This is a genomic window from Microbacterium sp. I2, from assembly GCF_051364985.1.
GTDB lineage: Bacteria > Actinomycetota > Actinomycetes > Actinomycetales > Microbacteriaceae > Microbacterium.
In genome coordinates this window covers 30,513-54,194 of the sequence record NZ_JBLWIH010000002.1, presented here as the reverse complement: position 1 = coordinate 54,194, position 23,682 = coordinate 30,513, and the positions used below count along the sequence as shown (strand labels likewise).

The 23,682-nt window shown below is 68.7% G+C and carries 20 protein-coding genes; 17 read left to right on the top strand and 3 right to left on the bottom strand.

Annotation, left to right across the window (positions count from 1 at the left end):
* The first annotated feature begins 41 nt into the window (after positions 1-41).
* Genes ACLKM7_RS03820 through ACLKM7_RS03810 form a run of 3 tightly spaced genes read left to right on the top strand, consistent with a single transcriptional unit; the run spans position 42 to position 3,613 of the window.
* A complete protein-coding gene (locus ACLKM7_RS03820) occupies positions 42-1,088 on the top strand; it encodes an ATP-binding cassette domain-containing protein (RefSeq protein ID WP_436445832.1) in 1,047 nt (348 codons plus the stop codon).
* Positions 1,085-1,882 carry an ABC transporter permease gene (locus tag ACLKM7_RS03815; RefSeq protein ID WP_436445831.1) on the top strand — a complete coding sequence of 266 codons (798 nt, stop codon included), beginning with the start codon at positions 1,085-1,087 and terminating at the stop codon, positions 1,880-1,882. Before ACLKM7_RS03820 ends, ACLKM7_RS03815 begins: the two co-directional genes overlap by 4 nt.
* 30 nt (positions 1,883-1,912) lie before the next feature.
* Positions 1,913-3,613 (top strand): DUF885 domain-containing protein, encoded by a 1,701-nt coding sequence (locus ACLKM7_RS03810; protein WP_436445830.1) that lies wholly within the window; start codon positions 1,913-1,915, stop codon positions 3,611-3,613.
* Positions 3,614-3,965: 352 nt separating this feature from the next.
* On the opposite strand, the gene ACLKM7_RS03805 is transcribed toward ACLKM7_RS03810, so the two are convergent.
* The gene (locus ACLKM7_RS03805; protein ID WP_436445829.1) at positions 3,966-5,264 is read right to left on the bottom strand and encodes an isochorismate synthase; all 1,299 of its coding nucleotides are present in this window, start codon (positions 5,262-5,264) and stop codon (positions 3,966-3,968) included.
* Between the two features lie 22 nt (positions 5,265-5,286).
* Here ACLKM7_RS03805 and ACLKM7_RS03800 point away from each other — a divergent pair, with 22 nt between their 5' ends.
* The 8 genes from ACLKM7_RS03800 (at position 5,287) to ACLKM7_RS03765 (ending at position 14,375) form a co-directional block, all read left to right on the top strand.
* On the top strand, positions 5,287-5,937 hold the full coding sequence (locus tag ACLKM7_RS03800; protein WP_436445828.1) for a DUF402 domain-containing protein: 651 nt from the start codon (positions 5,287-5,289) through the stop codon (positions 5,935-5,937).
* A 10-nt stretch (positions 5,938-5,947) separates the two neighbouring features.
* Positions 5,948-6,700 (top strand): class I SAM-dependent methyltransferase, encoded by a 753-nt coding sequence (locus ACLKM7_RS03795; protein ID WP_436445827.1) that lies wholly within the window; start codon positions 5,948-5,950, stop codon positions 6,698-6,700.
* Positions 6,701-6,709: 9 nt separating this feature from the next.
* Positions 6,710-7,765: a polyprenyl synthetase family protein gene (locus tag ACLKM7_RS03790; protein ID WP_436445826.1), complete on the top strand. Its 1,056-nt coding sequence runs from the start codon at positions 6,710-6,712 to the stop codon at positions 7,763-7,765.
* A gap of 83 nt (positions 7,766-7,848) precedes the next feature.
* The gene (locus tag ACLKM7_RS03785) at positions 7,849-9,222 is read left to right on the top strand and encodes an FAD-dependent oxidoreductase (protein WP_436445825.1); all 1,374 of its coding nucleotides are present in this window, start codon (positions 7,849-7,851) and stop codon (positions 9,220-9,222) included.
* A 23-nt stretch (positions 9,223-9,245) separates the two neighbouring features.
* Positions 9,246-10,259, top strand: coding sequence for an alpha/beta hydrolase (locus ACLKM7_RS03780; RefSeq protein ID WP_436445824.1), 1,014 nt, complete (start codon positions 9,246-9,248; stop codon positions 10,257-10,259).
* 348 nt (positions 10,260-10,607) lie between these two features.
* Positions 10,608-11,969, top strand: coding sequence for a protein kinase domain-containing protein (locus ACLKM7_RS03775; RefSeq protein ID WP_436445823.1), 1,362 nt, complete (start codon positions 10,608-10,610; stop codon positions 11,967-11,969).
* A 92-nt stretch (positions 11,970-12,061) separates the two neighbouring features.
* Positions 12,062-13,474: a glutamate decarboxylase gene (locus ACLKM7_RS03770; protein WP_436445822.1), complete on the top strand. Its 1,413-nt coding sequence runs from the start codon at positions 12,062-12,064 to the stop codon at positions 13,472-13,474.
* Position 13,475: 1 nt separating this feature from the next.
* Positions 13,476-14,375 carry a hypothetical protein gene (locus ACLKM7_RS03765; RefSeq protein WP_436445821.1) on the top strand — a complete coding sequence of 300 codons (900 nt, stop codon included), beginning with the start codon at positions 13,476-13,478 and terminating at the stop codon, positions 14,373-14,375.
* Here the strand turns inward: ACLKM7_RS03765 and ACLKM7_RS03760 are convergent.
* A complete protein-coding gene (locus ACLKM7_RS03760; protein WP_168911470.1) occupies positions 14,362-14,850 on the bottom strand; it encodes a YajQ family cyclic di-GMP-binding protein in 489 nt (162 codons plus the stop codon). The two genes, ACLKM7_RS03765 and ACLKM7_RS03760, sit on opposite strands and share 14 nt — an antisense overlap.
* Before the next feature lie 273 nt (positions 14,851-15,123).
* Between ACLKM7_RS03760 and ACLKM7_RS03755 the strand changes: the two genes are divergently transcribed.
* The 5 genes from ACLKM7_RS03755 to ACLKM7_RS03735 all read left to right on the top strand — a co-directional run bounded on the left by ACLKM7_RS03755 (position 15,124) and on the right by ACLKM7_RS03735 (position 21,941).
* Entirely contained in the window at positions 15,124-16,368 is a 1,245-nt protein-coding gene (locus tag ACLKM7_RS03755) for a sugar ABC transporter substrate-binding protein (protein ID WP_436445820.1), read from the top strand.
* Between the two features lie 69 nt (positions 16,369-16,437).
* Complete coding sequence (locus tag ACLKM7_RS03750) at positions 16,438-18,057, top strand: ABC transporter permease subunit (RefSeq protein ID WP_436445819.1); 1,620 nt, start codon at positions 16,438-16,440, stop codon at positions 18,055-18,057.
* 73 nt (positions 18,058-18,130) lie between these two features.
* Complete coding sequence (locus ACLKM7_RS03745) at positions 18,131-19,045, top strand: sugar ABC transporter permease (RefSeq protein ID WP_436445894.1); 915 nt, start codon at positions 18,131-18,133, stop codon at positions 19,043-19,045.
* A 125-nt stretch (positions 19,046-19,170) separates the two neighbouring features.
* Positions 19,171-21,159: a glycoside hydrolase family 13 protein gene (locus ACLKM7_RS03740; RefSeq protein WP_436445818.1), complete on the top strand. Its 1,989-nt coding sequence runs from the start codon at positions 19,171-19,173 to the stop codon at positions 21,157-21,159.
* Entirely contained in the window at positions 21,156-21,941 is a 786-nt protein-coding gene (locus tag ACLKM7_RS03735; RefSeq protein ID WP_436445817.1) for a hypothetical protein, read from the top strand. The genes ACLKM7_RS03740 and ACLKM7_RS03735 overlap by 4 nt, the downstream gene beginning before the upstream one ends.
* Before the next feature lie 15 nt (positions 21,942-21,956).
* Here ACLKM7_RS03735 and ACLKM7_RS03730 read toward each other — a convergent pair whose 3' ends face one another.
* Positions 21,957-22,703: a class I SAM-dependent methyltransferase gene (locus tag ACLKM7_RS03730; protein ID WP_436445816.1), complete on the bottom strand. Its 747-nt coding sequence runs from the start codon at positions 22,701-22,703 to the stop codon at positions 21,957-21,959.
* Between the two features lie 75 nt (positions 22,704-22,778).
* Between ACLKM7_RS03730 and ACLKM7_RS03725 the strand changes: the two genes are divergently transcribed.
* Positions 22,779-23,678, top strand: a complete 900-nt coding sequence (locus ACLKM7_RS03725; protein WP_436445815.1) for a bile acid:sodium symporter family protein — start codon at positions 22,779-22,781, stop codon at positions 23,676-23,678.
* Positions 23,679-23,682 lie beyond the last annotated feature (4 nt).

Below are 23,682 nucleotides of genomic sequence, written 5' to 3'. Positions count from 1 at the left end.
CGCGGCCTGATCGACCCATTCGTAGGAAGGGATGCTTCGCCATGCCTGAAATCTCCACCCTCAGCACACCGGCCATCGTGGCCAGAGACCTGGTCAAGGTCTATCGGGGCCGCGGGCGGCGCTCCGCCGTGCACGCGCTGGACGGACTCGGCTTCGAGGTGCCGGCCGGTCGCGTGTTCGGTCTGCTCGGACCCAATGGGGCCGGCAAGTCCACGACCACGAAGATCCTGACGACGCTCTCGCGGCCGACGAGCGGCACCGCCCGCGTCGCCGGTTTCGACGTCGCCCGACAGCCCGACGCCGTGCGTTCGGCCATCGGGTACGTGTCGCAGGGCTCGAGCACCGATCCGCTTCTGACCGCGACCGAGAACCTCGAGATCGCGGCTCGCCTGCGCGGCGTCGCCCGTGTCGACGCGCGGGAACGGGCGCGCCGGCTCCTGCAGGAGTTCGGCCTGGCCGTGGCATCCGCCCGTCCGGTCAGCACCTTCTCCGGGGGGATGCGGCGGCGGCTGGACGTGGCGGCCGCGCTCGTGCATCGCCCGCGTGTGCTGTTCCTCGATGAGCCGACCACCGGTCTCGACCCGGAAGCACGCGCCGCGATGTGGGCCGAGATCCGCCGCCTCTCGGGCGAAGAAGCGCTCACCGTGGTGCTCACGACTCACTACATGGAGGAAGCCGATCGCCTCGCGGACGAGCTGCTGCTGGTCAACCGCGGCCGCGCGGTCGTTCAAGGCACCCCGGCTGAGCTCAAGGCGGGGTTGCACGGCGACTCGGTTCGCGTGAGCCTCATCGAACCCGACTCCGCGACGGTCCGCGCCGCCATCGCCGGCATCCCTGGACTGCGTGATGTCGTGGTCGAGGCATCCGGCGTCGACGGCGTTCTCGCGGCTCGCACCGACGATGCCTCCGCGGCGGTCGGCGCGATGATCGCCGCACTGGATGCCGCCGGCGTGCGCTTCGGCCAGGTCTCGGCATCCCATCCCACCCTCGACGACGTGTACCTGCACTTCGTCGGCCACACGTTCGGCCCTTCGGCCGCCCAGGGCGCCGGTGATCCGGCCGCCCCCACGAAAGGACTCGCGGCATGACCACGATCGTCGTTCCCATCCGCGCGGGATGGTTCTCGCAGACCTCGCAGGTGCTGCGCCGCTGGCTCATCGCCGCGATCCGGCAGGTGTGGGGACCTGCCATGTCGCTGATCCAGCCGGTGATCTGGATCGTGCTCTTCGGGCAGGTGTTCCAGTCCCTCGGTGCCCTGCCGCAGTTCGGCGGCGCAGGCTATATCGACTACCTCGTTCCCGGCATCCTGATGATGACGGTCCTGTACTCCGGGGCGTGGGCGGGCACCGGCTTCATCGACGACATCGACTCGGGGGTGATGGACCAGTACCTCACCTCGCCGGTCGCGCGGTCGGCGATCATCACCGGGCAGCTCGCTCAGCAGCTGGTGATCAACCTCGCCCAGTCGCTCGTGGTGCTGGGCATCGGCTGGCTCGCCGGTGCCCGCTACCCGGGTGGTGTCGCGGGCGTGCTGATCGCGCTCGGCGTCGCGACCATCCTCGCCACGGTCTTCTGCTGCGCGTCGACGGCGGTCGCCCTCACCTCGCGCAGCCAGATCGCGCTGATCAGCCTGTCGCAGCTCATCGTGCTGCCGGCGACCTTCCTGTCGACGACGATGATGCCCGCCGACCTCATGCCGCAGTGGGTGCAGGACGTCTCGCGCTGGAACCCCATGACCTGGGCGGTCGAGTGGGGCCGAGGCGGGCTCGCCGGCACGCTTCCCGCCGACGGCTGGTGGCAGCTCGGCGGTCTGGTGGTGCTGGCAGGCCTGGCGTTCGCGTGGGCGATGCGCTCGATCGGCGCCTACCAGCGCTCGATCTGAGCCCCGGCGGCGCGCGCGTACGCTGGATCGGTGAGTCACCCGGATCCCGTGCGCGCCGCCGCTGACGCGTACGTACGCGAGCTCGCCCGCCACGAGCCTGACGCCGCGCTCGCGATCGGCGCCGAGGCATCGCCGCTGCCCGATCTGAGTCCCATGTGGCTCGTGCGCAAGTACGACCTGCAGGGCGAGACGCTCGAGGCCCTCGATGCGGCCGGCCAGGGCGACGAGGTGCTGCGGGCCGCGCTGCGCGAGCGGCTGCAGCGTGAACGCCTGCTCTTCGAGACCGGCTTCACCCCCCGCCTGGTCGCAGGACTCGCCGCACCGGTTCATCTGGTGCGCTACGCGATCGAGGGCTTGACGGTGACTCCGGATGCCGCGGGCGAAGCGCTGATACGCCGGCTCGAGGCCGCGCCGACCGCCGTGCGCCAGTACATCGCGGCGCTGCGGTGGGCGCGCGACAACGCCGATCGGTTCAGCGGGACCGGCGTCGCGCCGGTGCGGCAGCTCGACACCCTCGCCGAGCAGGTCGAGGCCTGGATCGACGGCGACTGGTTCGGACAGGTTCGGATCGAAGACGGCGTGGATGAGGTGGCACGGCAACACGTCCGGGCCGCGGCTGACGAGATCGCCTCAGCTCTCGGTGAGCTGCTCACGCTGCTGCGCGATGAGCTGCGTCCGATCGCGCCGTCGGCGGACGGTGTGGGGGAGGCGGTCTATCCCGACCTCGCGGCCGGCATGCTCGGCGCCCGCATCGACATCGACGACACGTATGCCTACGGGTGGGCGGAGCTCGAGCGTCTCGTCACACAGGCCCGCGAGCTCGCCGGGCGGATCGCCGGGCCGCCTCCCGTCGCGGGCGAGGATCCGGTGCGGGCCGCGGCATCCGTTCTCGACGACGATCCGCGATACCGGCTCGAAGGCGTCGACGCGATCCGGTCGTGGCTCACCGAGCGCGTCGACGAGACGATCGATGCCGTGGGCGAGGCGTTCGATCTGCCCGCGTCGGTGGCAAATGTGGAATGCCTCGTCTCGGAGGCCTCCTCGGGTGTCGTGTACTACACGCCGGGCGCTCCCGACGGTTCGACGCCGGGCCGCGTGGTGTGGACGATCCCCAGCGGCGTGCCGGTCGCGGCGTCATGGCAGGAGGTCACGAGCGTCCACCACGAGGGCGTGCCCGGGCATCACCTGCAGTTCGTGCTCACCGCGTCGTACCCGCAGCTGCACCCATGGCAGCGGCACCTCTGTCATATCCACGGGTACGCCGAGGGCTGGGCGCACTACGCCGAACAGCTCGCCGACGAACTCGGACTCATCCGCGACGACGCCGAGCGGCTGGGACTCGTCCTCGGCCAGATCTGGCGCTCGGTGCGCATCGTCGCCGACATCGGGCTGCATACCGGCCGGCCCATCCCGGCGAACCCGCTCGTGCCGGAGCGGGAATGGACGCCCGACCTCGCGCGGCGCATGCTGGTGGAGTTGGCGCTCGTCGAGCCCGCACTGGCGGGGTTCGAGGTGGATCGCTACCTCGGCTGGCCGGGCCAGGCGCTGGCTTTCAAGGTCGGCGCGCGGCTTTGGCGCGAGGCACGCGTGGCGCGGCAGGCGCGACTGGGCGCGCAGTTCTCGCTCCGCGACTTCCACCGCGACGCGCTCGCCCTGGGTCCGATGGGCCTCGACCCACTGCGTGAGCTGCTCGCCGAGGGCGTTGAGGTTGAGAAACCGTACGTAGGTTGAGACACCGCGCCGCGGGTGGTTTCTCAACCTGTACGTGGTGTCTCAACCTCTGCGTGGTGTCTCAACCTGTACGTGGTGTCTCAACCTCTGCGTGGTGTCTCAACGTTGCTTGAGGTTGAGAAACCGTGCGTAGGTTGAGACACCGCGCCGCGGGTGGTTTCTCAACCTGTACGTGGTGTCTCAACCTGTACGTGGTGTCTCAACCTCTATGTGGTGTCTCAACCTGTACGTGGTGTCTCAACCTGTATGTGGTGTCTCAACCTGTATGTGGTGTCTCAACGTTCGCGTGGTTCTCGGGCCCGACCGGGGAGCCGCGAAGGGGGCGCGGTTGCGGGCGAGACAGGACGCGGGGTCAGGCGAGGGCGTCGACGATCGGGCGGAACTTCACGCGCGTCTCGAGCAGCTCGGTCTCGGGGTCGCTGGCGGCGACGATGCCGGCTCCGGCGTGGGCGACGACGGGCACCGTGTCGCTGAACTCGGCGTAACCGCGCACCGGGCCGCTGCCGATCTGGGCGCAGCGCAACGCGATCGCCCACTCACCGTCGCCGGTGCCGTCGACCCAGCCGACGGGGCCGGCGTACCGGCGGCGGTCGAAGGGCTCGATCCGGCGGATCACCTCGATCGCGGCATCCGTCGGTGTGCCGGCGACCGCCGCCGTCGGATGCAGAGCGGCGACCAGGTCGAGCGAGGACGCGTGGTCGGCGATGTCGCCGGCGACATCGGTCGCGAGGTGCCACAGGTTCGGAAGCTCGAGGGTGAACGGCTCGGCGTCGGCGCGCAGGTCACGCACGTGCGGCCCGAGGGTGTCGAGCACGCTGCGCACGGCGTAGCGGTGCTCCTCGATGTCTTTTGCGCTGTGCGCGAGGGAGACGGATGCCTCGGCGTCATCGGTCGCGTCGGCACCGCGGGGGATCGTCCCCGCGAGCACCCGGGCCGTCACCGCGCCGCGTGAGACGGTGACGAGGGTCTCGGGGCTGGCGCCGATCAGGCCGTCGACGGCATAGGTCCAGGTGTCGGGATAGTCGTGGGCGAGCGCCCGCACGAGGCGCCGTAGGTCGGCGCCGGCGGGGATCGTGCCGACGAGGTCGCGAGCGAGCACGACCTTGTCGAGCTCGCCGGCTGCGATGGCATCGACGGCGGCACGCACCGCCGCCTGGTACCCCGCGGGGGCCAGAGATCCCGGGCCGAGCGTGCCCGACCAATACGGGCCGTAGGGGATCGGCTCGACCGCCGGCTCGCCGAGATCGGCGGTGGCGTTGCGGATGCGGGTGACCCAGGAGCGCCCGCGATGGCGTCCGACCACGGCCTGCGGGATCACGAGCCGGCTCGTCGCGGTGGACCGCGTGTCGAAGACGAAGGTGCCGAACGCGACCAAGCCGGTGCCCGGCAGCCCGACCGGATCGTCGACCTCTGCCGCAGACGCCTGCAGCCGCCAGGATTCGGCGGGCGACGGCATCCGTTCCGCGTCTGCTCCGGGAGGCAGGCGTGGTCCGCGCTCGTATCCGCCCACTTCGCCGATGCCGACGATGCCGTCGCCGCGCCGCAGCCACGCGAGCGGCGAAGCCGGGGATGTGAAGGCGAGCAGATCGTCGACCGGCTCGATCTCGCGGGTCTCGACCACGAGCCGAGGCAGGCCGTACGCGGATGTCACCCCTCAAGCCTAGACTCGCCGGGTGACCGACGACGCGCCACAGCACCTCGCCGCCCCAGCGCCGGAACGGCCCACGCCCGGCACGGCTCTGCAGTTCCGTTGGCGCAAATGGGACGGCGGCGCGCACTGGGTGAACGACTGCGTCTATCTCGGCAGCGATCGGTGGGGCGACTGGCTCGGGCAGCCCATCGGCTGGCGTAACGCCCGGCCCGGGCGCGTGTTCCCTGCCGAGACGCCCGCGGTGATGCTGGTGCCTCCCAGCGGCGACTACGTGCTCACTGTGAACGCGGCGCCGCACCGTGTGCGCATCTACATCGACATCGCGTGGGACGTCCGGTGGGAGGATCGCGAACCCCGCGGCATCGACATGGACCTCGACGTGGTCAGGGCCACCGACGGCCGCGGCCTGTTCATCGACGACCGCGACGAATGGGACGAGCATCGCGTGGCCTACGGCTACCCTCTCGACCTCGTGACCCGCCTCGAGCAGCTCGCCGTCGACCTCGAGCGGCGGGTCGGTGCTGCCGAGGCGCCGTTCGACGACGCGACAGCGGATGCCTGGCTCGCCCGTCTGGCCGGACTCGACCCGGTCGCGCCACCGGCGTCCGTCAGGTTCTCCGCCCGCGACACCGCGGTCGATGACGGCGCCGGCGGACCCGGGACCGCGGCCTAGACTCGAAGCCGTGGCATCCCACCCCTCCGAGCACGAGCCCAACCGCGCCGACCTGCGCAAGGATCCGTCCCGCGTGAGCGGCATGTTCGATCAGGTCGCGGCCGGCTACGACCGCACCAACACCGTGCTGAGCCTCGGCAACGACCGGTTCTGGCGTGCCGCCATGACCCGTACGGTGGCACCGCGTCGCGGTCAGCGGATCCTGGACCTCGCCGCCGGCACCGGGGTGTCGAGCGCGTCGCTGGCCCGCAGCGGCGCCGAGGTGGTCGCCGCCGACTTCTCGCCGGGCATGATCGCCGAGGGGCAGCGCCGTTACGGCGCCGGAGCGCCGGGCGGCGGCGTCCCGAATCTGTCGTTCGTGCAGGCCGATGCGACCGCGCTGCCGTTCAGCGACGACGAGTTCGACGCCGTCGCGATCTCGTTCGGTCTGCGCAACGTCAACGATCCGAAGAAGGCCCTGCGCGAGATGCTGCGGGTGACCAAGCCCGGCGGGCGTCTGGTCATCGCCGAGTTCTCGCATCCGCCGTCGGCGGTCTTCGGCGGCCTCTACCGCATCTATAACGGGGTCGTCCTCCCGGTTGTGGCCAAGGTCGTGAGCTCGAACGCCGACGCCTACGACTATCTGAACGAGTCGATCCGCGACTGGCCCGACCAGGCGGGACTGTCGGCCTGGATCCGCGAGGCGGGCTGGACGGATGTCGCACACCGCAACCTCTCGATGGGGATCGTCGCCCTCCACCGGGCCACCAAACGCGCCCGGTAGGCTGGGTGCGTGACTCCCACAGCGCCGGGCTCGCACATCGCGGGCAAGCTGGGCCTCACCGATCGAATCTTCGCGGGCCCGCGGTCCCGCAAGCTCTACGCCACGGTGGAAGCGGGCCTGCAGCGCGTCGACAGCGCCCTCGAACGCGAGTTGCGCGTGACCGACGCGCTCGCCGACGCCACAAGCCGCTATCTCTACGAGGCAGGTGGCAAGCGGGTGCGCCCGATGCTCGCGCTGCTGACCGCGCAGCTGGGCGACGGCACCACCGAGGACGTGATCGACGGGGCCACGGCGCTCGAGATGACCCATCTCGGCTCGCTCTATCACGACGACGTGATGGATGCCGCAGACAAGCGTCGCGGGGTGCCCAGTGCTCACGCGGTGTGGGGCAACAGCGTCGCGATCCTCACCGGCGACCTGCTGTTCTCTCGTGCGAGCCAGATCATGGCGCGCCACGGCGACCGCGCCATCCACCTGCAGGCCGACACCTTCGAGCGTCTCGTCCTGGGGCAGATGCACGAGACCGTCGGGCCGAAGGAGGGCGACGACCCGGTCGAGTTCTACCTGCGGGTGCTCTCCGACAAGACCGGATCACTGATCGCCGCGGCCGCGCAGGCGGGCGTCATCTTCTCCAACGGCCCGACCGAGTACGAGCAGGCCATGATGACGTTCGGTGAGAAGGCGGGCGTGGCCTTCCAGCTCCTCGACGACGTCATCGACCTGTCGGCCGATCCCGATGAGACCGGCAAGGTGCCCGGCACCGACCTGCGTGCGGGTGTGCCCACGATGCCCTACCTCGTGCTGGGGCAGCGCAAGGACGCCGCCTCGGCCGACCTGCGCGCCCGCATCGACGACGGCGTCGCGCGAATCGCCGACGGCGCCGACCCTGAGATCCTCGACGAACCGCTCGCGCAGTTGCGCGAGCACGAGGCGACCGATGCGACCCTCGACCTCGCCCACGCGTGGTCGCAACAGGCGATCGAAGCACTCGCCCCAGTGCCGGACGGACCCGTCCGAGAGGCGTTGACTCGGTTCGCCCGGGCCGTGGCAGACCGTTCCAGTTGACCTACTTGCGTTCCCGTCGCTGCGCTTCATCTCGCTTCGCTCGCGCAACGACCGGGTAGGGCGCAGACCCCGAAAGGACCCATATGACCAAGCTCCGGCTGGCGATCGTCGGTGCAGGACCGGCGGGCATCTACGCCGCCGACATCCTGCTGAAGGCCGAGCGGAAGTTCGACGTGTCGATCGACCTGTTCGAGCAGCTTCCGGCGCCATACGGGCTGGTGCGGTACGGCGTGGCGCCGGATCACCCGCGCATCAAGGGGATCATCACGGCGCTGCGTGAAGTGCTCGACCGCGGCGACATCCGCCTCTTCGGCAACGTGCGCTTCGGCGAGGACGTCACCCTCGAAGACCTCAAGCACCACTACCACGCCGTGATCTTCGCGACCGGTGCGGTCCGCGACACGGACCTCGACATCCCGGGCATCGACGCGATCGGCTCGTACGGCGCCGCCGACTTCGTCAGCTGGTTCGACGGGCACCCCGATGTGCCTCGCGAGTGGCCGATGGAGGCGGCATCCGTCGCGGTGATCGGCAACGGCAACGTCGCCCTCGATATCTCGCGCATGCTGGCCAAGCACGCCGAGGACCTGCTGCCCACCGAGATCCCCGACAACGTGTACGAGATTCTGAAGACCTCGCCGGTCACCGACGTGCACGTCTTCGGCCGCCGCGGGCCCGCCCAGGTGAAGTTCACGCCGCTCGAGCTGCGCGAACTCGGCGAGCTGCGCGACGTCGACATGGTCGTCTACGACGAGGACTTCGACTACGACGAGGCGTCCAAGGCTGCGATCGCCAGCAACAAGCAGGTCATGGTCATCGACCGGGTGCTGCAGGCGTGGCGCAAGCGCCCCTCGGCGAACAACGCCGGGGGCGAGGCGTCCCGCCGCCTGCACCTGCACTTCTACGCCAAGCCGCTGGAAGTGGTGAAGGATGCCGAGGGCCGGGTCGCCGCGTTCCGGTACGAGCGCACGCGCCCCGACGGAGAAGGCGGTGTCGTGGGCACCGGCGAGATCCGCGAGGTGCCGATCCAGGCGATCTACCGCGCCGTGGGGTACTTCGGGTCGCCGCTGCCCGGCGTTCCGTTCGACAAGCGCCACGGCGTGATCCCGAACCACGAGGGACAGGTGCTGCACAAGGACTCCAACGAGCGGGTGCCGGGCGTGTACGCGACGGGTTGGATCAAGCGGGGACCTGTCGGTCTCATCGGCCACACCAAGTCCGACGCGATGGAGACCATCCGCCACCTCATCAACGACCAGGGGTCGTGGTGGCAGCCGAGCGATCCGTCCGAGAACGCCATCCCCGAACTCCTCGCCTCGCGCGGCGTCGCATGGACCGACCTCGAAGGCTGGCACCGGCTCGACGAACACGAGGTCGCCCTCGGCGCACCGCACGAGCGCGCCCGCATCAAGGTCGTCCCGCGCGACCAGATGGTGTCGATCTCCCGCGGCGAGTGAGCACGCGCCTCTAGGCTGTGCCCATGGCCGGGCCGTCGCAGGAATGGGTCCCCGATGTGCTCGGGAAGCCGTTCGCCCAGTCGACGCTGCCTCTCGACATCGAGGGTGAAGGCGGTCCGCTCGTCGCGACCGTGGTGCGCAGCATCCCGAATCCGGTCGCCGCCCTCTTCGCGCCGCTGCGGGAAGTCGATGTTCTGTACGTGCACGGCTGGTCGGACTACTTCTTCCAGACCGAGGTCGCACGCTTCTGGACGAGGAGAGGCGCACGTTTCTTCGCCTTGGATCTGCGTCGCTACGGGCGCAGCCTGCGCCCCGGCCAGCAACCCGGATACATCGATGCGCTCGACGACTACGACGCCGACATCGAGGCGGCGCTGACGGCCATGGGTCATGGTGAAGCGATGACGGATGCCCCGGCACGGCGTCGCCTCGTGCTTCTGGGTCACTCCACCGGCGGTCTGACGCTCACGCTGTGGGCCGCTCGGCACGCCGGGCGTGCCGCCGCGCTCGTGCTCAACAGCCCGTGGCTCGAGCTGCAGCTCGGGGCGATCGGGCGTCAGGCGCTGGCGCCCCTCGTCGACATCCGCGCGCGGCTCGACCCGCGCGGCGTTCAGCCGGCGGTCGACTTCGGCTTCTACACGAGGGCGCAGGACGAGGTCGGCACCCTTCCCACTGCCCCCGAACGCGCCACGTGGCGCCCCGACCGCGGATTCCCGACGGCGCCGGGCTGGCTTGCCGCGGTGCTCGACGGTCATCGCCGGATCGCCGCCGGGGTCGAGGTCGGCTGCCCGGCACTGGTGATGCTGTCGGCCCGATCGACTCCGCCGCTGACATGGAAAGAGTCGATGACCTCGAGCGATTCCGTGCTCGTGGTCGACGACATCGCCCGAGCGGCGACCCGGATCGGCTCGCTCGTCACAGTGGCACGCATCGACGGCGCGATCCACGACGTCTTCCTCTCGCGGCCCGAGCCCCGCGCCGCCGCATATCGGGCCCTGGATCGCTGGATCGCCGCATACGTCGATCACGCCCGATGACCGCATGTCCCCCGAAGAGGGGACAGATATGGTTCTACCAATCAGGTTAGGCTGTACGCGAGGCGTCCCCAGCGTCTCACGGGAACGAGCTACCCCAGGCTCTTCCCATCGTCGCCGAGAGCCGTTCGCCGGGGGGCGGACGAGCGAGAACCGGTGACGACAGGCCCCGGGTGTCCCCAGCACCCGGGGCCTTCGCTTTGCTTCGGAGCGGATGCCACGATCAGAGCCATCCCGATGCGGCGCGATCCACGACGGCAGACGTTCGTCGACAGGGCAGGCGGTGCGTGCGGAGGCGACTAGTTTCGAAGGATCGGCGCGCACGCCCGGAGTGCCGCCGGGGGAGAAGCGATGGCAGACGACGAGTCCGAACACAGCGCACCGCTGCTCGACGGCCGGTATCGGCTCGGCGAGTGCGTGGGCGAAGGCGGCATGGCTCGTGTGTACCGCAGCGAGGACGTCCTGCTCGGCCGGACGGTCGCCGTCAAACTCATCCGTCCCGGCGTCGACAGCGCGTCCTCCGAGCGCGCCCGGAGCGAGATGACGCTGCTCGCCTCGCTCAACCACCCTTCGCTCGTGACGCTGTACGACGCCCGGCTCGAGCCGGGGCAACCCGAATACCTGGTGATGGAGTTCGTCGAGGGGCCCACTCTCGGTGCGCGGGTGGCGAGCGGCCCACTGCCGCCCGAGATCGTCGCGCATCTTGCGGCCGAGCTCGCGGAGGCTCTGCATGTCGTCCACAGCGCGGGCATCGTGCACCGCGACATCAAGCCCTCGAATGTGCTGCTGAGTCCACCGCAGCTGCCGGGTTCCCGCCCCCGCGCGAAGCTCGCCGACTTCGGTATCGCTCTGCTGCTCGACGGATCGCGTCTGACCTCGCCGGGCCTCGTGATCGGCACGGTCGCCTACCTCTCGCCGGAACAGCTCCGCGGTCGTGAGCCTGCGCCGCCGGGTGACATCTACTCGCTCGGACTGGTCCTGCTCGAAGCGCTCACGGGCGAACGGGACCACCCGCACGGTGGCGGCATGCCGGCGGCGTTGGCGCGACTGGAGAATCCGCCCGTCGTTCGCGGCTCACTCCCGTCCGGGTGGGTGGAGTTGCTGACGAGCATGCTGCGCAGCGAGCCGTCGCAACGCCCGACGGCTGCGCAGGTCGCCGCCGCGGCCGGCAGGCTGGCAGTGCGTGCGGCGCCGGGGGCGGCCGCCGTCATCGGCGCAAGCGAGACCCCGACCGCGACGACCGTGCCCGTCACCGCGGCGACGCTCATCGCCCCGGTGGACGGAAGGGTTGCCGTGGCGGGGGTCCCGGCGGGCGGCGGAACTGCGGAGCCACCCGGAGGCGGCCGGCGTCGCAAGCGACTCCTCGCGGGTGTCGGCGCCGCCCTCGCGGCCGTCGTGGTGGCCATCGCCGCGTTCATCGGGATCTCGAACCTCGCGGCCCAGAATCCCGAGCCGGTACCCACCGCCCCGGCGGACGAGGGTCCGGCCGACACGCCGACCCCCACGGACGACGGCAACGACATCGTGGTCGACCCGGGCCTGACGGAAGAGCAGCGCAAGGAGCTCGAAGAAGCCCGCAAGAAGGCCGAGGAAGAGGCGCGCAAGCAGGCCGAAGAGGATCGCAAGAAGGCTGAGCAAGAACAGAAGAGGCTCGAGCAGGAGCAGAAGAAGCGCCAGGACGACTCCGAGGGGAATTCAAACGACCACGACTGATCTCGGGGATGTCACACGATATGGATGACGTGGCAGTCCGGCCACGTCGATACGCTGGCGCCGCGTTCCTGTCGGATGAAGCGGAGGATGACATGTCCGAGACCGATGCCAACATGCCGATTCACGGACGTGCGGCATTTCGCACCCATATCGATCCCTTCACCTTTCCCGAGGGATCGCTGCCACCCGATGAGGTGTACGAACTGCTCCACACCGGACTGATGCTCGACGGCCGTGAGACGCTCAATCTGGCATCCTTCGTCACCACCTGGATGGAGCCGCAAGCCGAGCAGCTGATCCACGACTCGATCCGCAAGAACCACATCGATCACGAAGAGTATCCGGCGGCGTCCCTCATGGAGGAGGCCTGCGTGCACATGCTGGGCGACCTCTTCAACGCCCCGGATGCTGCAGAGGTCGTCGGTGTCGCGACGATCGGGTCGTCAGAGGCGATCATGCTGGGGCTGCTCGCCCACAAGCGTGCGTGGCGGGATCGCCGCCAGGCGGCGGGACTCAGCGCCGACCGCCCGAACGTGGTGTTCGGTGCCGAGACGCATGTCGTGTGGGACAAGTTCGCGAACTACTTCGACGTCGAGATGCGCAAGATCCCTATGAAGCCCGACCGCTACGTGATCAACGCCGACGAGGTCGAAGAGCAGATCGACGAGAACACCATCGCGGTGGGCGTCGTCCTCGGGACCACGCACATCGGGGAAGCGGACCCGATCGCCGAGATCAACGACCGCCTCGTCAAGATCAAGGCGGAGCGAGGATGGGACATCCCGATCCATGTCGACGGAGCCAGCGGTGGTTTCATCGCTCCGTTCGCCCATCCTGACTTCCTCTTCGATTTCCGGCTGGAGCAGGTCGCCACGATCAACGCATCGGGACACAAGTACGGCCTCGTCTACCCCGGCGTCGGCTGGCTCGTGTTCCGCGACCGTACGAAGCTCCCGGAGGACCTCGTCTTCAGCGTCAACTACCTCGGTGGCGCGCAGCCGACGTTCACCTTCAATTTCTCGCGCGGCTCGGCGATGGTGCAGGCGCAGCTCTACAACTTCCTGCGCCTGGGCAAGCAGGGGTACGCGGCGATCGTCCACAACATGCTCGACAACGCACGTCACATCAACGACGAGCTCGACAAGAGCGGCCGGTTCGAGATCCTCAATCCCGGGCTGTCCGAGCCTGTGGTGACTTTCCGCCTCAAGGGCGAGCCCGGATTCGACGTCTACCACCTCTCGGCGCGACTGCGCGAGCACGGGTGGATCGTCCCGGCGTACAGCCTGCCCCCGGATGCCGAGGACGTGCATCTCCTGCGGATCGTGGTGCGCCTGGATCTGAGCAGGCAGATGATCGACGTGCTGATGCGGGATATCGAAGATGCGTGCGCGCATCTCGCCGAGGAGAGGCCCGGACAGCGCAAGGGGTCGGTGCCCGATCTCTGGACGGCGCCGGCGCTGATGGCGGCACATCAGAAGGCGCGCACCGGTCAGCGACGGACGTGACATGCCGCCTCGCGGCGAGGTGCGGGCGCGACTCGGCCTGACGGTGCCCGCGGGGTGGCAGGTTCGCGAGGTGCGAGGACCGATCATGTTCGTCACGCGCGCCCAGGTCGTCCGCCCGGACGGGTCGCTGATCGACTGGAGCTCGCGACGCCACCGGAAGGGCCTCGCGCCATTGCCCGCGGACGCGCGACACTCCCGTGGCCAGCGCGAACCGGTTCGCGGGGCGAGTGCGTCGAGCTGGTGGATGGGCGGCCTCTTCATGGTCGGGGGGTTCTGCTTCGCGCTCGGCTCCATGCCCCTCTTCTTCGACCGCGTCGACGTCGCACTGGTCGGGTGGGTGTTCTTCATCGGTTCGGTCTTCTTCACGAGCGCCGCGTATCTGCAGTTTCGCGAATGCGCGGCCGCACCGGACTCGCTGGATCCGCTCGCTCCCCGCCGGCATGGGATCCGGAGCTTCGTCGGCTGGCGGCCGCGCAGCGTGGGGTGGTGGGCAGCCGCCGTTCAGCTGGCCGGGACGATCCTCTTCAACGTCAGCACCTTCGCGGCCACTCGGGAGAGCCTCGCCCTCGACCAGGAGAAGCATCTGATCTGGGCGCCCGACCTCTGGGGATCGGTGTGTTTCCTCGTCGCCAGCGCACTGGCGTACGCGGAAGTCTCGCCGCACGTGTGGCGCCGGCCGCGCGGCGACGTGGGCTGGAACATCGCACTGCTCAATCTCGTCGGCTCCGTCGCGTTCGGTCTTGCTGCGGTCGCGGCCCGCTACCTTCCGACCACGGGCGAACCCGCCAACATCGCGCTCGTGAATCTGGGCACGTTCCTCGGAGCGGTGTGCTTCTTCGTCGGTGCCGCGCTTCTGCCTGTCGAGTCGGCGGGAGCGCGCGCTCGCACTAGCGGTAGTTGATGAACTGAAGGTCGACGTCGAGGTCGGCGGCCTTCAGCAGCCGCTGAACCTCTTGCAGGTCATCGCGCGACTTGGACTGCACGCGCAGCTCGTCGCCCTGGATCTGCGACTTCACCGACTTGGGTCCCTCATCGCGGATGAGTTTGCTGATCTTCTTGGCGTTCTCCGACGAGATGCCGTCCTTGAGAGTCGAGGTGATGCGGTACTCCTTGCCGCTGGCGACGGGGTCGCCCGACTCGAGGCTCTTGAGCGAGATGCCGCGTTTGATGAGCTTGCTCTGGAAGACGTCGAGGACGGCCTTCGCGCGCTCTTCCGAATTGGCCTTGATCAGGATCGCCTCGCCGCTCCACTCGATCGAAGAGTCGGTGCCCTTGAAGTCGTAGCGCTGCTCGACCTCCTTGCGGGCCTGGTTGAGCGCGTTGTCGGCCTCCTGGTGGTCGACCTTGCTGACGATGTCGAAGGAGGAATCTGCCATGCGCGGCAGTCTATCCGCGTGGGTCCGTCAACGTGGCGGAGACGGATGCCGCGGCATCCGGTGTTCTCGGCTCGCACGCGTGCAAGCGATTCCAGACCGTCGCGACCATCACAAGCCGATATCGAATTCTCGGCTCGTGTTGCCATGTGAGGTCTGGGATGCGCATAATGTAAGCGCTTGCAGTTTCTGCAAGTCGCAGAACGGTCTTCAACGGTGCCCTGCGCCGGCCAAGGCCAGTCGGATCCCAACAGCACTTGAGAGAGGCACCCACCAATGAAGGTGAACAAGAGGAGCATCGGCGCTTTCGGCGCCATCGCCGCCGTTTCGGCGCTCGCCCTTGCCGGCTGCGCCAGCGGAGGCGACGCCAACACCGGCGACGACACCGAGTCCGCCGGCGAGATCACGGTCTGGGTCGATGCCGACCGCGCGTCGGTGCTCGAGGACGCCGCCGCCGACTTCACCGAGGACACCGGAGTGGACGTCAAGCTCGTCCAGAAGGAGTTCGGCGAGATCCGCGACCAGTTCGTGCAGCAGGTTCCGACCGGCGAAGGACCCGACATCGCGGTGGGTGCTCATGACTGGCTGGGCGTCCTCGTGACCAACGGCGTCGTGGCGCCAGTGGAACTCGGTGACGGCGCGGCGGACTACGAGAAGGTCGCCATCGACGCCTGGAGCTACGAGGGTCAGATCTACGGCGTGCCGTACGCCATCGAGAACATCGGCCTGCTGCGCAACACCGACCTCGCCCCCGAGGCGCCCACGTCGTACGACGACATGATCGCCAAGGGCCAGGCCGCTGGCACCGAGTACGCGTTCCTCGTGGGGCTCGATCCCGAAGCCGCCGACCCGTACCACCTCTACCCGTTCCAGACGTCGTTCGGCGCGCCCGTGTTCGGCACCAATGCCGACGGCAGCTACAACCCCGACGACCTGCAGATCGGCAACGCGGGCGGCCAGGCCTTCGCGTCGTGGCTGGCCGCGCAGGGGGCGACCGGCACCGGCGTCCTCAACACGAACATCAACGGCGACCTCGCGCGCGAGAACTTCGTCGCCGGCAAATCGCCGTTCTTCCTGACCGGCCCCTGGAACGTGCCGGCCGCAGAGGAAGCGGGGATCAACCTCGCCGTCGACCCGATCCCGTCGGCGGGCGGGCAGGCGGCTCAGCCCTTCGCGGGCGTGCAGGGCTTCTTCCTGAGCTCCGAGAGCGAGAACAAGCTGGCGGCGACGGAGTTCCTCGTGAACTACATCGGCAGCGAAGAGGTTCAGACCGCGCTGTACGAGGTCGGCGGTCGCACCCCGGCCCTCACCGCCGCGTACGAGGCGGCAGTTGCCGGCGACCCGATCACGGCGGGCTTCGGTGCCGTCGGTGCCGAAGCGGTCCCGATGCCGAGCATCCCCGAGATGGGTGCGGTGTGGGAGTTCTGGGGCGTCACCGAGACCGCCATCATCAACGGCGCCGGTGACCCGGTCGAGCTGTGGAACAAGATGGCGTCTGACATCCAGGGCGCGATCGAGTAACGCGACCGGTGCCGGGGCGGCCGCGCCGCCCCGGCATCCCGTCTTCCGCAGTTTGGGAATGAGGAGCCGATGACGACCCCGACCATCGACCGCGACCCGGCGATCGAGACCACACGCACCAAGCGCTCAGCGCGCGCGGCGAAGATCGCCGAGGCAGCCGGAGCCGGCTGGAAGATCCTGCTCTTCAAGATCGTCGTCCTCGGGCTCATCGACGCGCTCGCGGTCTACTCGATCCTCGTGCTGATCCAGTCCGACCAGTGGGTCGCCGCCATCGTCGTCCTGGTCGTCACGGGCCTCGCGAACTGGGTGTACTTCAGCCGCGGCAACCTGCCGGCGAAGTACCTGATCCCCGGTCTGGTGTTCCTCTTCGTGTTCCAGATCTTCGCCGCGGGCTACACCGCGTACATCGCGTTCACGAACTACGGAACCGGGCACAACAGCACGAAGGAGAGCGCGGTCAACGCGCTCATGCTGTCGGCGCAGGAGCGTGTTCCCGACTCCCCGACATACGAGCTCACCGTGGTCGAGCAGCTCGGCGAATTCTCGTTCCTGGTGACCGATCCGGATGGCACCATCGAGCTTGGCGGCGTGGACCGCCCGCTCGAAGAGGTGGACGACGCCCAGATGGACGGCGACAAGGCGATCGGCCTCCCCGGATACAACACGCTGGGCTTCGCGCAGATCGTCGCGAACCAGGACGCCATCGCCGACATGGCTGTGCCGATCAGCGACGACCCCAACGACGGAGCGCTGCGGACTCCAGACGGTTCGGTCGCCTATGTCTACCTCTCGTCACTGGAGTACGACGAGGCAGCCGGCACGATGACCGACACCACGACCGGCACCGTCTATACCGATATCGGAACCGGGGCGTTCACGGCGCCCGACGGCACCGAGCTGATGCCCGGTTGGCAGATCAACGTCGGATTCGACAACTTCGTGCGCGCCTTCACCGAGGAGTCGATCCGCGCACCGTTCTTGTCCGTGCTGGTGTGGACCTTCGTGTTCGCCTTCCTTTCGGTCTTCACGTGCTTCGCGCTCGGTCTGTTCCTCGCGATCGTCTTCAACGACCCGCGCATGAAGTCCAAAAAGTACTACCGCGTGATCATGATCCTTCCGTACGCGTTCCCGGGCTTCCTCTCGGCGCTCGTGTGGGCGGGCATGATGAACCAGGAGTTCGGATTCCTCAATGTCGTGCTCTTCGGGGGCGCCGACATCCCGTGGCTCACCAACGAGTGGCTGGCGAAGATCAGCATCCTGCTCGTCAATCTGTGGCTCGGCTTCCCGTACATGTTCCTCATCTGCACGGGCGCGCTCCAGTCGATCCCCGACGACCTGCAGGAAGCGGCGCGCGTGGACGGTGCCACCGCCTGGCAGGTGTTCCGCAACATCAAGCTGCCACTGCTGTTCGTCGCGGTCGCGCCGTTGCTCATCGCTTCGTTCGCGTACAACTTCAACAACTTCAGCCTGATCTACATGCTGACCGGCGGCGGCCCTCGCGACGCCACCGCCGACGTGAACGTCGGCGCGACCGACATCCTGATCACGATGGTCTACAAGGTCGCGTTCGTCGGATCCAAAGCGGATTACGGCCTCGCGAGCGCGTTCTCGATCATCATCTTCCTGCTCGTGGGGACGATCTCGGTCATCGCATTCCGACGCACCAAAGCACTCGAGGAGCTGAACTGACATGAGCAATCTGCAGCCCGGCGCGCCGGCCGCGCGCGACCTCCTCGATCGTGTCGCCGCGGACGATGCCGACCTGTCGTCGTCGTCCGCTCGGCGCGGAGCGGGCACGCGTGGCGAGGGCCCACTGCCACGACGGCCGTTCAAGCGCTACTTCCGCGAGACAGGCTGGCGTCACCTCGTCGGCATCGTGGTCACGATCTTCGCGATGTTCCCGTTGCTGTACGTGTTCTCGGCGTCGCTGAACCCGGGTGGAACCCTGCTGACGGCGAACTCTCTGTTCTCCAACGTCAGTTTCGAGAGCTACGCGGACTTGTTCGGATCGTCCACGCACCCGTATGGGGCTTGGTTCGTCAACACCCTCGTCATCGGTCTCGTCACGGCGGCGGGTACCGTGATTCTGGGCGCGCTCGCAGCCTACGCGTTCTCGCGCATGCGCTTCACGGGACGGCGGTTCGGCCTGACGACGTTGCTCGTCGTGCAGATGTTTCCGCAGATGCTGGCGATGGTCGCGATCTTCCTGCTGATGGTCCAGATCGGCGACATCTTCCCCGCGATCGGCCTCAACACTCAGATCGGCCTCATCATGGTGTATTTGGGTGGCGCGCTCGGTGTGAACACCTACCTCATGTACGGGTTCTTCAATACGATCCCCGCCTCGATCGACGAGGCTGCGAAGATCGACGGTGCGGGGCACGCCCGCATCTTCTTCACGATCATCCTGCGGCTCGTCGCGCCCATCCTCGCCGTCGTGGGCCTGCTGTCGTTCATCGGCACGTCGAGCGAGTTCGTCCTCGCGAGCATCATCCTCATCGATCCCGACAAGCAGACCCTTGCGGTCGGCCTGTACAAGTTCATCTCCGACGAGTTCTCCAAGAACTGGAGTCTGTTCGCGGCCGGCGCCGTCCTGGCGGCGCTGCTCCCCGTGGCGTTGTTCCTCGCGCTGCAGCGGTACATCGTCGGCGGACTCACCGCAGGCAGCGTGAAGTAGTAGACGGATGCCGCGCGCCGCGGCATCCTGGTTCCACCACAATTCGAGGGCTCTGTCATGGCCGCGGCCGTGCAACCACGTCGCATCCGGCGGCGCGCGCTGCCGCCCCTTCGAAAGGCACTGCCATGACACTGGCCCCTCACCACGACGGCTCCGCGCTGTACGTGTCGGACCTCGCCCCGTCGCTCGGCGACGTGGTCACCGTTCGCCTTCGCGTCCCACAGGGCTACGGTCCGCTCGCGGCCGTGCGCACGCGCTCGAATCCCGACCACGAGCCGGAGTGGACGGATGCCGTGCGCCTGGGCTCAGCGGACGGCTGGGACTGGTGGGAAGCCCCGGTCACGGTACGCAATCCGCGTCACGGGTACCGGTGGCTCCTCGTCCACGAGGACGGGCCCGATGGCCTGCAGGGAACCGTCGAATGGCTCAACCAGACCGGCATCCACCGACTCGAGACCCTGGACGCTGAGGACTTCGCGCTCGTGGCGTACCCGGCGCCGCCATCGTGGCTGTCCGACGCCGTGATGTACCAGGTGTTCCCGGATCGCTTCGCGCGCTCGGCGCAGGCCGACACGCACCCGACCCCCGAGTGGGCGATCGCGGCGACGTGGGACACCCCGGTCGATCCCGTCATGCCGGGGCGCTCGCAGCAGTTCTACGGCGGCGACCTCGACGGCATCACCGAGAAGCTGGATCATCTCGTCTCGCTCGGGGTCAACCTGCTGTACCTCACGCCGATCTTCCCGGCGGCCTCGAACCACCGATACGACGCATCGAGCTTCGACCGCGTCGATCCGCTGCTGGGCGGCGATGAGGCGTACGTGCGTCTGGTCGAGGCAGCGCATGACCGCGGCATCCGCGTGATCGGCGATCTCACGAGCAACCACTCCGGCGACCGTCATGAGTGGTTTCAGGCGGCCCTCGGCAATCCTGGTGCGCCCGAGGAGGAGTTCTATTACTTCACCGACGACGCGAACACCGAGTACGTGTCGTGGCTCGGCACGCCGACGCTGCCCAAGTTCAACTGGGCGTCCGACGAGCTGCGCAGACGCTTCATCGACGGCCCCGATTCCGTCGTCGCGAAGTGGCTGAAGCCGCCGTACAACGCCGACGGCTGGCGCATCGACGTCGCGAACATGACCGGTCGACTCGGCGAGGTCGACCTGAACGCCGAGGTCCGGCAGTTGCTTCGCCGGAGCATGCTCGACATCAACCCCGACACGATCCTGCTCGGCGAGTCGACCAACGACGCGGCCAGCGATCTGCAGGGCGACGGTTGGCACGGCGCCATGACGTACCCCTCCTTCACACGGCCGCTGTGGGGCTGGCTCTCTGAGCCGACAGGAACGCCACACCTGACGGCGGAGGGCGTGGAGAAGACCGAGCCATGGTTCTTCGGCCAGCCCATCGGCGGTATTCCCCGTTACACCGCCCGGCAGTTCGCCGATGCCGTCGTGCGCTTCACGGGCGGCATCCCGTGGCGGGTGCGAGTGGGCAACATGCAGCCGCTTGACACGCACGACACCGGCCGTTTCGCGACGAACGCCGCGCCGGGGACGATTCCGCTGGCGGTCGGGCTGATGCTGACGATGCCCGGGCTTCCGGTCGTGTTCGCGGGCGACGAGTTCGGCCTCACAGGCGCCGACGGCGAGGCCAGCCGGACGCCGATTCCGTGGGGCACCGAGACCGAGCCGACCACGGCAGAGCGTCTGGCGCTGTACCGCGAGCTCATCGCCCTACGGCACGCGCACCCGGCCCTCGCGACCGGCGGTCTGCGCTGGGTGCACGTCGACGACGAGACGGTGCTGTTCGTGCGCGAGTCGCGGGAGGAGACGATCCTGGTGCTCGCGACGACGGGTGGAGTCGATGCCGAGATCTCGGCCGACGAGCTGCCCCGCGCGGCCGAGGCCGTCGCGCGGTTCGGCGACGCCACGCTCGCCGTCGCTGACGACGGTTCGGTGCTGCTGTCGGCCGACGGCCCCGCGTTCGCGGTGTGGTCGCTGCCCGGTGTCGTCGTCCCTGCGCCGACCTCCCCCCGCGACGCCGTCGAAGTCTCGCGCGGCGTCGTCGATGCCGACGACCCCAAGCCCGCCGCTGAGGTCGAGTCGAGGTGACCACCTCGGCCCGCTTCGAAGAGCTCAGCCGTGCACTCATCGCGGGGGTCCGGGAGCGCGAGGGGCTGATCGGACTTCTGATGCTGGGGTCCGCGTCCGACGAGGGTGCGGCTCGCCGCGACGAGTGGTCGGATCACGACTTCTTCGCGCTGACCGAGGCCGGGCGCGGTAGCGAGATCCGCCCCGACCTATCGTGGCTGCCCGACCAGGGGCGCCTCGTGCTCACCGCGCGCGAAGGCGAGATCGGCTTCGTCGCGGTCTATGACGACGGACATGTCTTCGAGTTCGCGTTCTCGGATGCCGCCGAGCTTTCGAGTGCCGTCGCCGCAGAAGCAACGGTCGCGGTCGACGATGCAGCCGGCACGACAGCGGCGCTGCTCGCCGAATCCCGGGCGCGTGCCGCCGTCGCCGATCGCTTCGATCCGCGCAACGATGTGCGTCTCGTGCTCGTGAAACTCCTCATCGGCGTCGGGCGGGTGAGGCGCGGCGAAGTCCTCAACGGGGGCGCCTTCATCCGCCAATGGGCGGTGCAGCTTCTCGTACGGGCGATCCGCGGTCGTTTCGCGGAGGCATCGACGTCCCTTCGCGATTCGATCGACCCGGTCCGCCGCTTCGAGCGCGACTTCCCGGAGTGGGGTGCGCAGATCGCCGCCGCGCTGGATCTTCCGCCCGAGGCTGCGGCGCAGCGCCTCTTCAGGCTGACCCGAGAGATTCTCGAGCCGGGGTGGACGGAGTTCCCCAGCAGCGCGGCCGATGTCGTCGCCGCACGGCTGGGCTGGTGATGCCCGTCGCCCGAATCACCGCGTGACGGCGACCGCCCAGCGGAAGTGGTTGCGCAGCACGTAGGCGCCGCCGGCCGTACGGAACGGTGCCGCGGCCGCCACGACGACGTGGTGCAGTTCGGCAAGGACCGCGGCATCCTCCCCGAGCAGGATGCCGCGCACGAGCGTCGTGTCGTCGCGAGCGTGCCACGGCGTCGCGACGATGCCCGACGAGACCACCTCGAGGCCGGCATCCGTCATCGCCTCCTCGATGCCGCCCGCGGGGCGCAGGGGTCCGTCGGGCAGCGGCTCCTCATCGAGCGCTTCGGCGACCGCCCGCTCGATCACGTCGATGTCGTTGCGTGCCGCCTCGGCCCAGTTCGCGATGCCGATGCGACCGTCGGGAGCGAGAACGCGAGCGAACTCCCGCAGGGCGGCGGAGGTGTCGTCCGCGAACTGGAGGGCGTTGAGGGCTGTGACGACGTCGAAGCGCCCGGCCTCGAACGGGAGGTTCTCGGCGTCGGCTTGGACGACGGGAGCGTGGACGGATGCCGCGACCACCATCGCGGACGCGGGATCCGCGCCGACAGGGTCCGCGCCGGCCTGCCGCAGCCGCACCAGGAACTCGCCGCTGCCGCAGCCCACGTCGAGCACGCGCGTTCCGGGACCGATGCCGCACCCGGCGATGAGCTCGTCCTGAGCCGGCTCCGCGAACGACCCCCACAGCGCGGACCATCCCGCCGCGACCTCAGACCAGCCTGCCGCGTCCGCTCCATCGACCATGCACGTCACCCTACCCAGCGGCGTTGTCCGCCGAATGGGTGACACGGGGTCGCGCCATGCGTCACACTGAGTGCCATGTCAGCGTTGACCAGCATCGGCCTGCCCGTGGCCCTCGGCATCATCATGTTCGGACTCGGCCTGAGTCTCACCGTCGGGGACTTCGGCCGCGTCCTGAAGCAGCCGAAGGCGGTGATCGTCGCGCTGCTGTGTCAGCTCATCCTGCTCCCCGTCATCTGCTTCGGGCTGGTGCTCGCGTTCCAGCTCCCGCCGGTGCTGGCTGTCGGCATGATGATGCTCGCCGCCTCACCCGGTGGCACCACCGCGAATCTCTACAGTCACCTGTTCCGGGGCGATGTGGCCCTCAACATCTCGCTCACCGCTGTGAACTCGGTGATCGCCGTGGTGACGCTCCCCGTGATCACGAATCTGGCGATCCTGTATTTCAATCCGTTCGACGACCAGCTCGGGCTGCAGTGGTCCAAGACCCTCGAAGTGTTCGCGATCGTGCTGCTTCCGGTCGCGCTGGGCATGATCGTGCGCCGCTTCTGGCCCGGGTTCGCGAAGGCCATGGACAAGCCTGTGCGCATCGCATCCGTCATCATCCTGGTCATCGTGATCGGCGGCGCCGTCGTGCAGAATTGGGCGCTCCTCGTCGAGAACTTCGGGCGCCTGTCGCTCATCACGATCATGTTCTGCCTCATCAGCCTGACGATCGGCTATCTGGTGCCGCGCGTGATCAAGGTGGGAAAGCGCCAGGCGATCGCGTCGTCGTTCGAGATCGGCATCCACAACGCCACCCTTGCGATCGTGATCGCCCAGACCGTGCTCGGCTCGGTGGAGCTGAGCCTGCCCGCCGCCGTCTACGGCGTGCTGATGTTCTTCATCGCGTTCGGGTTCGGCTTCCTGATCCGCGACCGTGCACGCGTCGCGCCGGCGAGCGAGGTGACCGCCCCCGGATCGGCGCGACCTTCGTAGACTG

Excerpts from the sequence above, each read along its gene's own strand:
- ACLKM7_RS03755 (WP_436445820.1), top strand. The coding sequence starts at position 15,124 with ATGAAGGTGAACAAGAGGAGCATCGGCGCTTTCGGCGCCATCGCCGCC.
- ACLKM7_RS03750 (WP_436445819.1), top strand. The coding sequence starts at position 16,438 with ATGACGACCCCGACCATCGACCGCGACCCGGCGATCGAGACCACACGC.
- ACLKM7_RS03740 (WP_436445818.1), top strand. The coding sequence starts at position 19,171 with ATGACACTGGCCCCTCACCACGACGGCTCCGCGCTGTACGTGTCGGAC.
- ACLKM7_RS03780 (WP_436445824.1), top strand. The coding sequence starts at position 9,246 with ATGGCCGGGCCGTCGCAGGAATGGGTCCCCGATGTGCTCGGGAAGCCG.
- ACLKM7_RS03725 (WP_436445815.1), top strand. The coding sequence starts at position 22,779 with ATGTCAGCGTTGACCAGCATCGGCCTGCCCGTGGCCCTCGGCATCATC.
- ACLKM7_RS03770 (WP_436445822.1), top strand. The coding sequence starts at position 12,062 with ATGTCCGAGACCGATGCCAACATGCCGATTCACGGACGTGCGGCATTT.
- ACLKM7_RS03785 (WP_436445825.1), top strand. The coding sequence starts at position 7,849 with ATGACCAAGCTCCGGCTGGCGATCGTCGGTGCAGGACCGGCGGGCATC.
- ACLKM7_RS03760 (WP_168911470.1), bottom strand. The coding sequence starts at position 14,850 with ATGGCAGATTCCTCCTTCGACATCGTCAGCAAGGTCGACCACCAGGAG.
- ACLKM7_RS03815 (WP_436445831.1), top strand. The coding sequence starts at position 1,085 with ATGACCACGATCGTCGTTCCCATCCGCGCGGGATGGTTCTCGCAGACC.
- ACLKM7_RS03765 (WP_436445821.1), top strand. The coding sequence starts at position 13,476 with ATGCCGCCTCGCGGCGAGGTGCGGGCGCGACTCGGCCTGACGGTGCCC.
- ACLKM7_RS03775 (WP_436445823.1), top strand. The coding sequence starts at position 10,608 with ATGGCAGACGACGAGTCCGAACACAGCGCACCGCTGCTCGACGGCCGG.
- ACLKM7_RS03730 (WP_436445816.1), bottom strand. The coding sequence starts at position 22,703 with ATGGTCGATGGAGCGGACGCGGCAGGCTGGTCTGAGGTCGCGGCGGGA.
- ACLKM7_RS03820 (WP_436445832.1), top strand. The coding sequence starts at position 42 with ATGCCTGAAATCTCCACCCTCAGCACACCGGCCATCGTGGCCAGAGAC.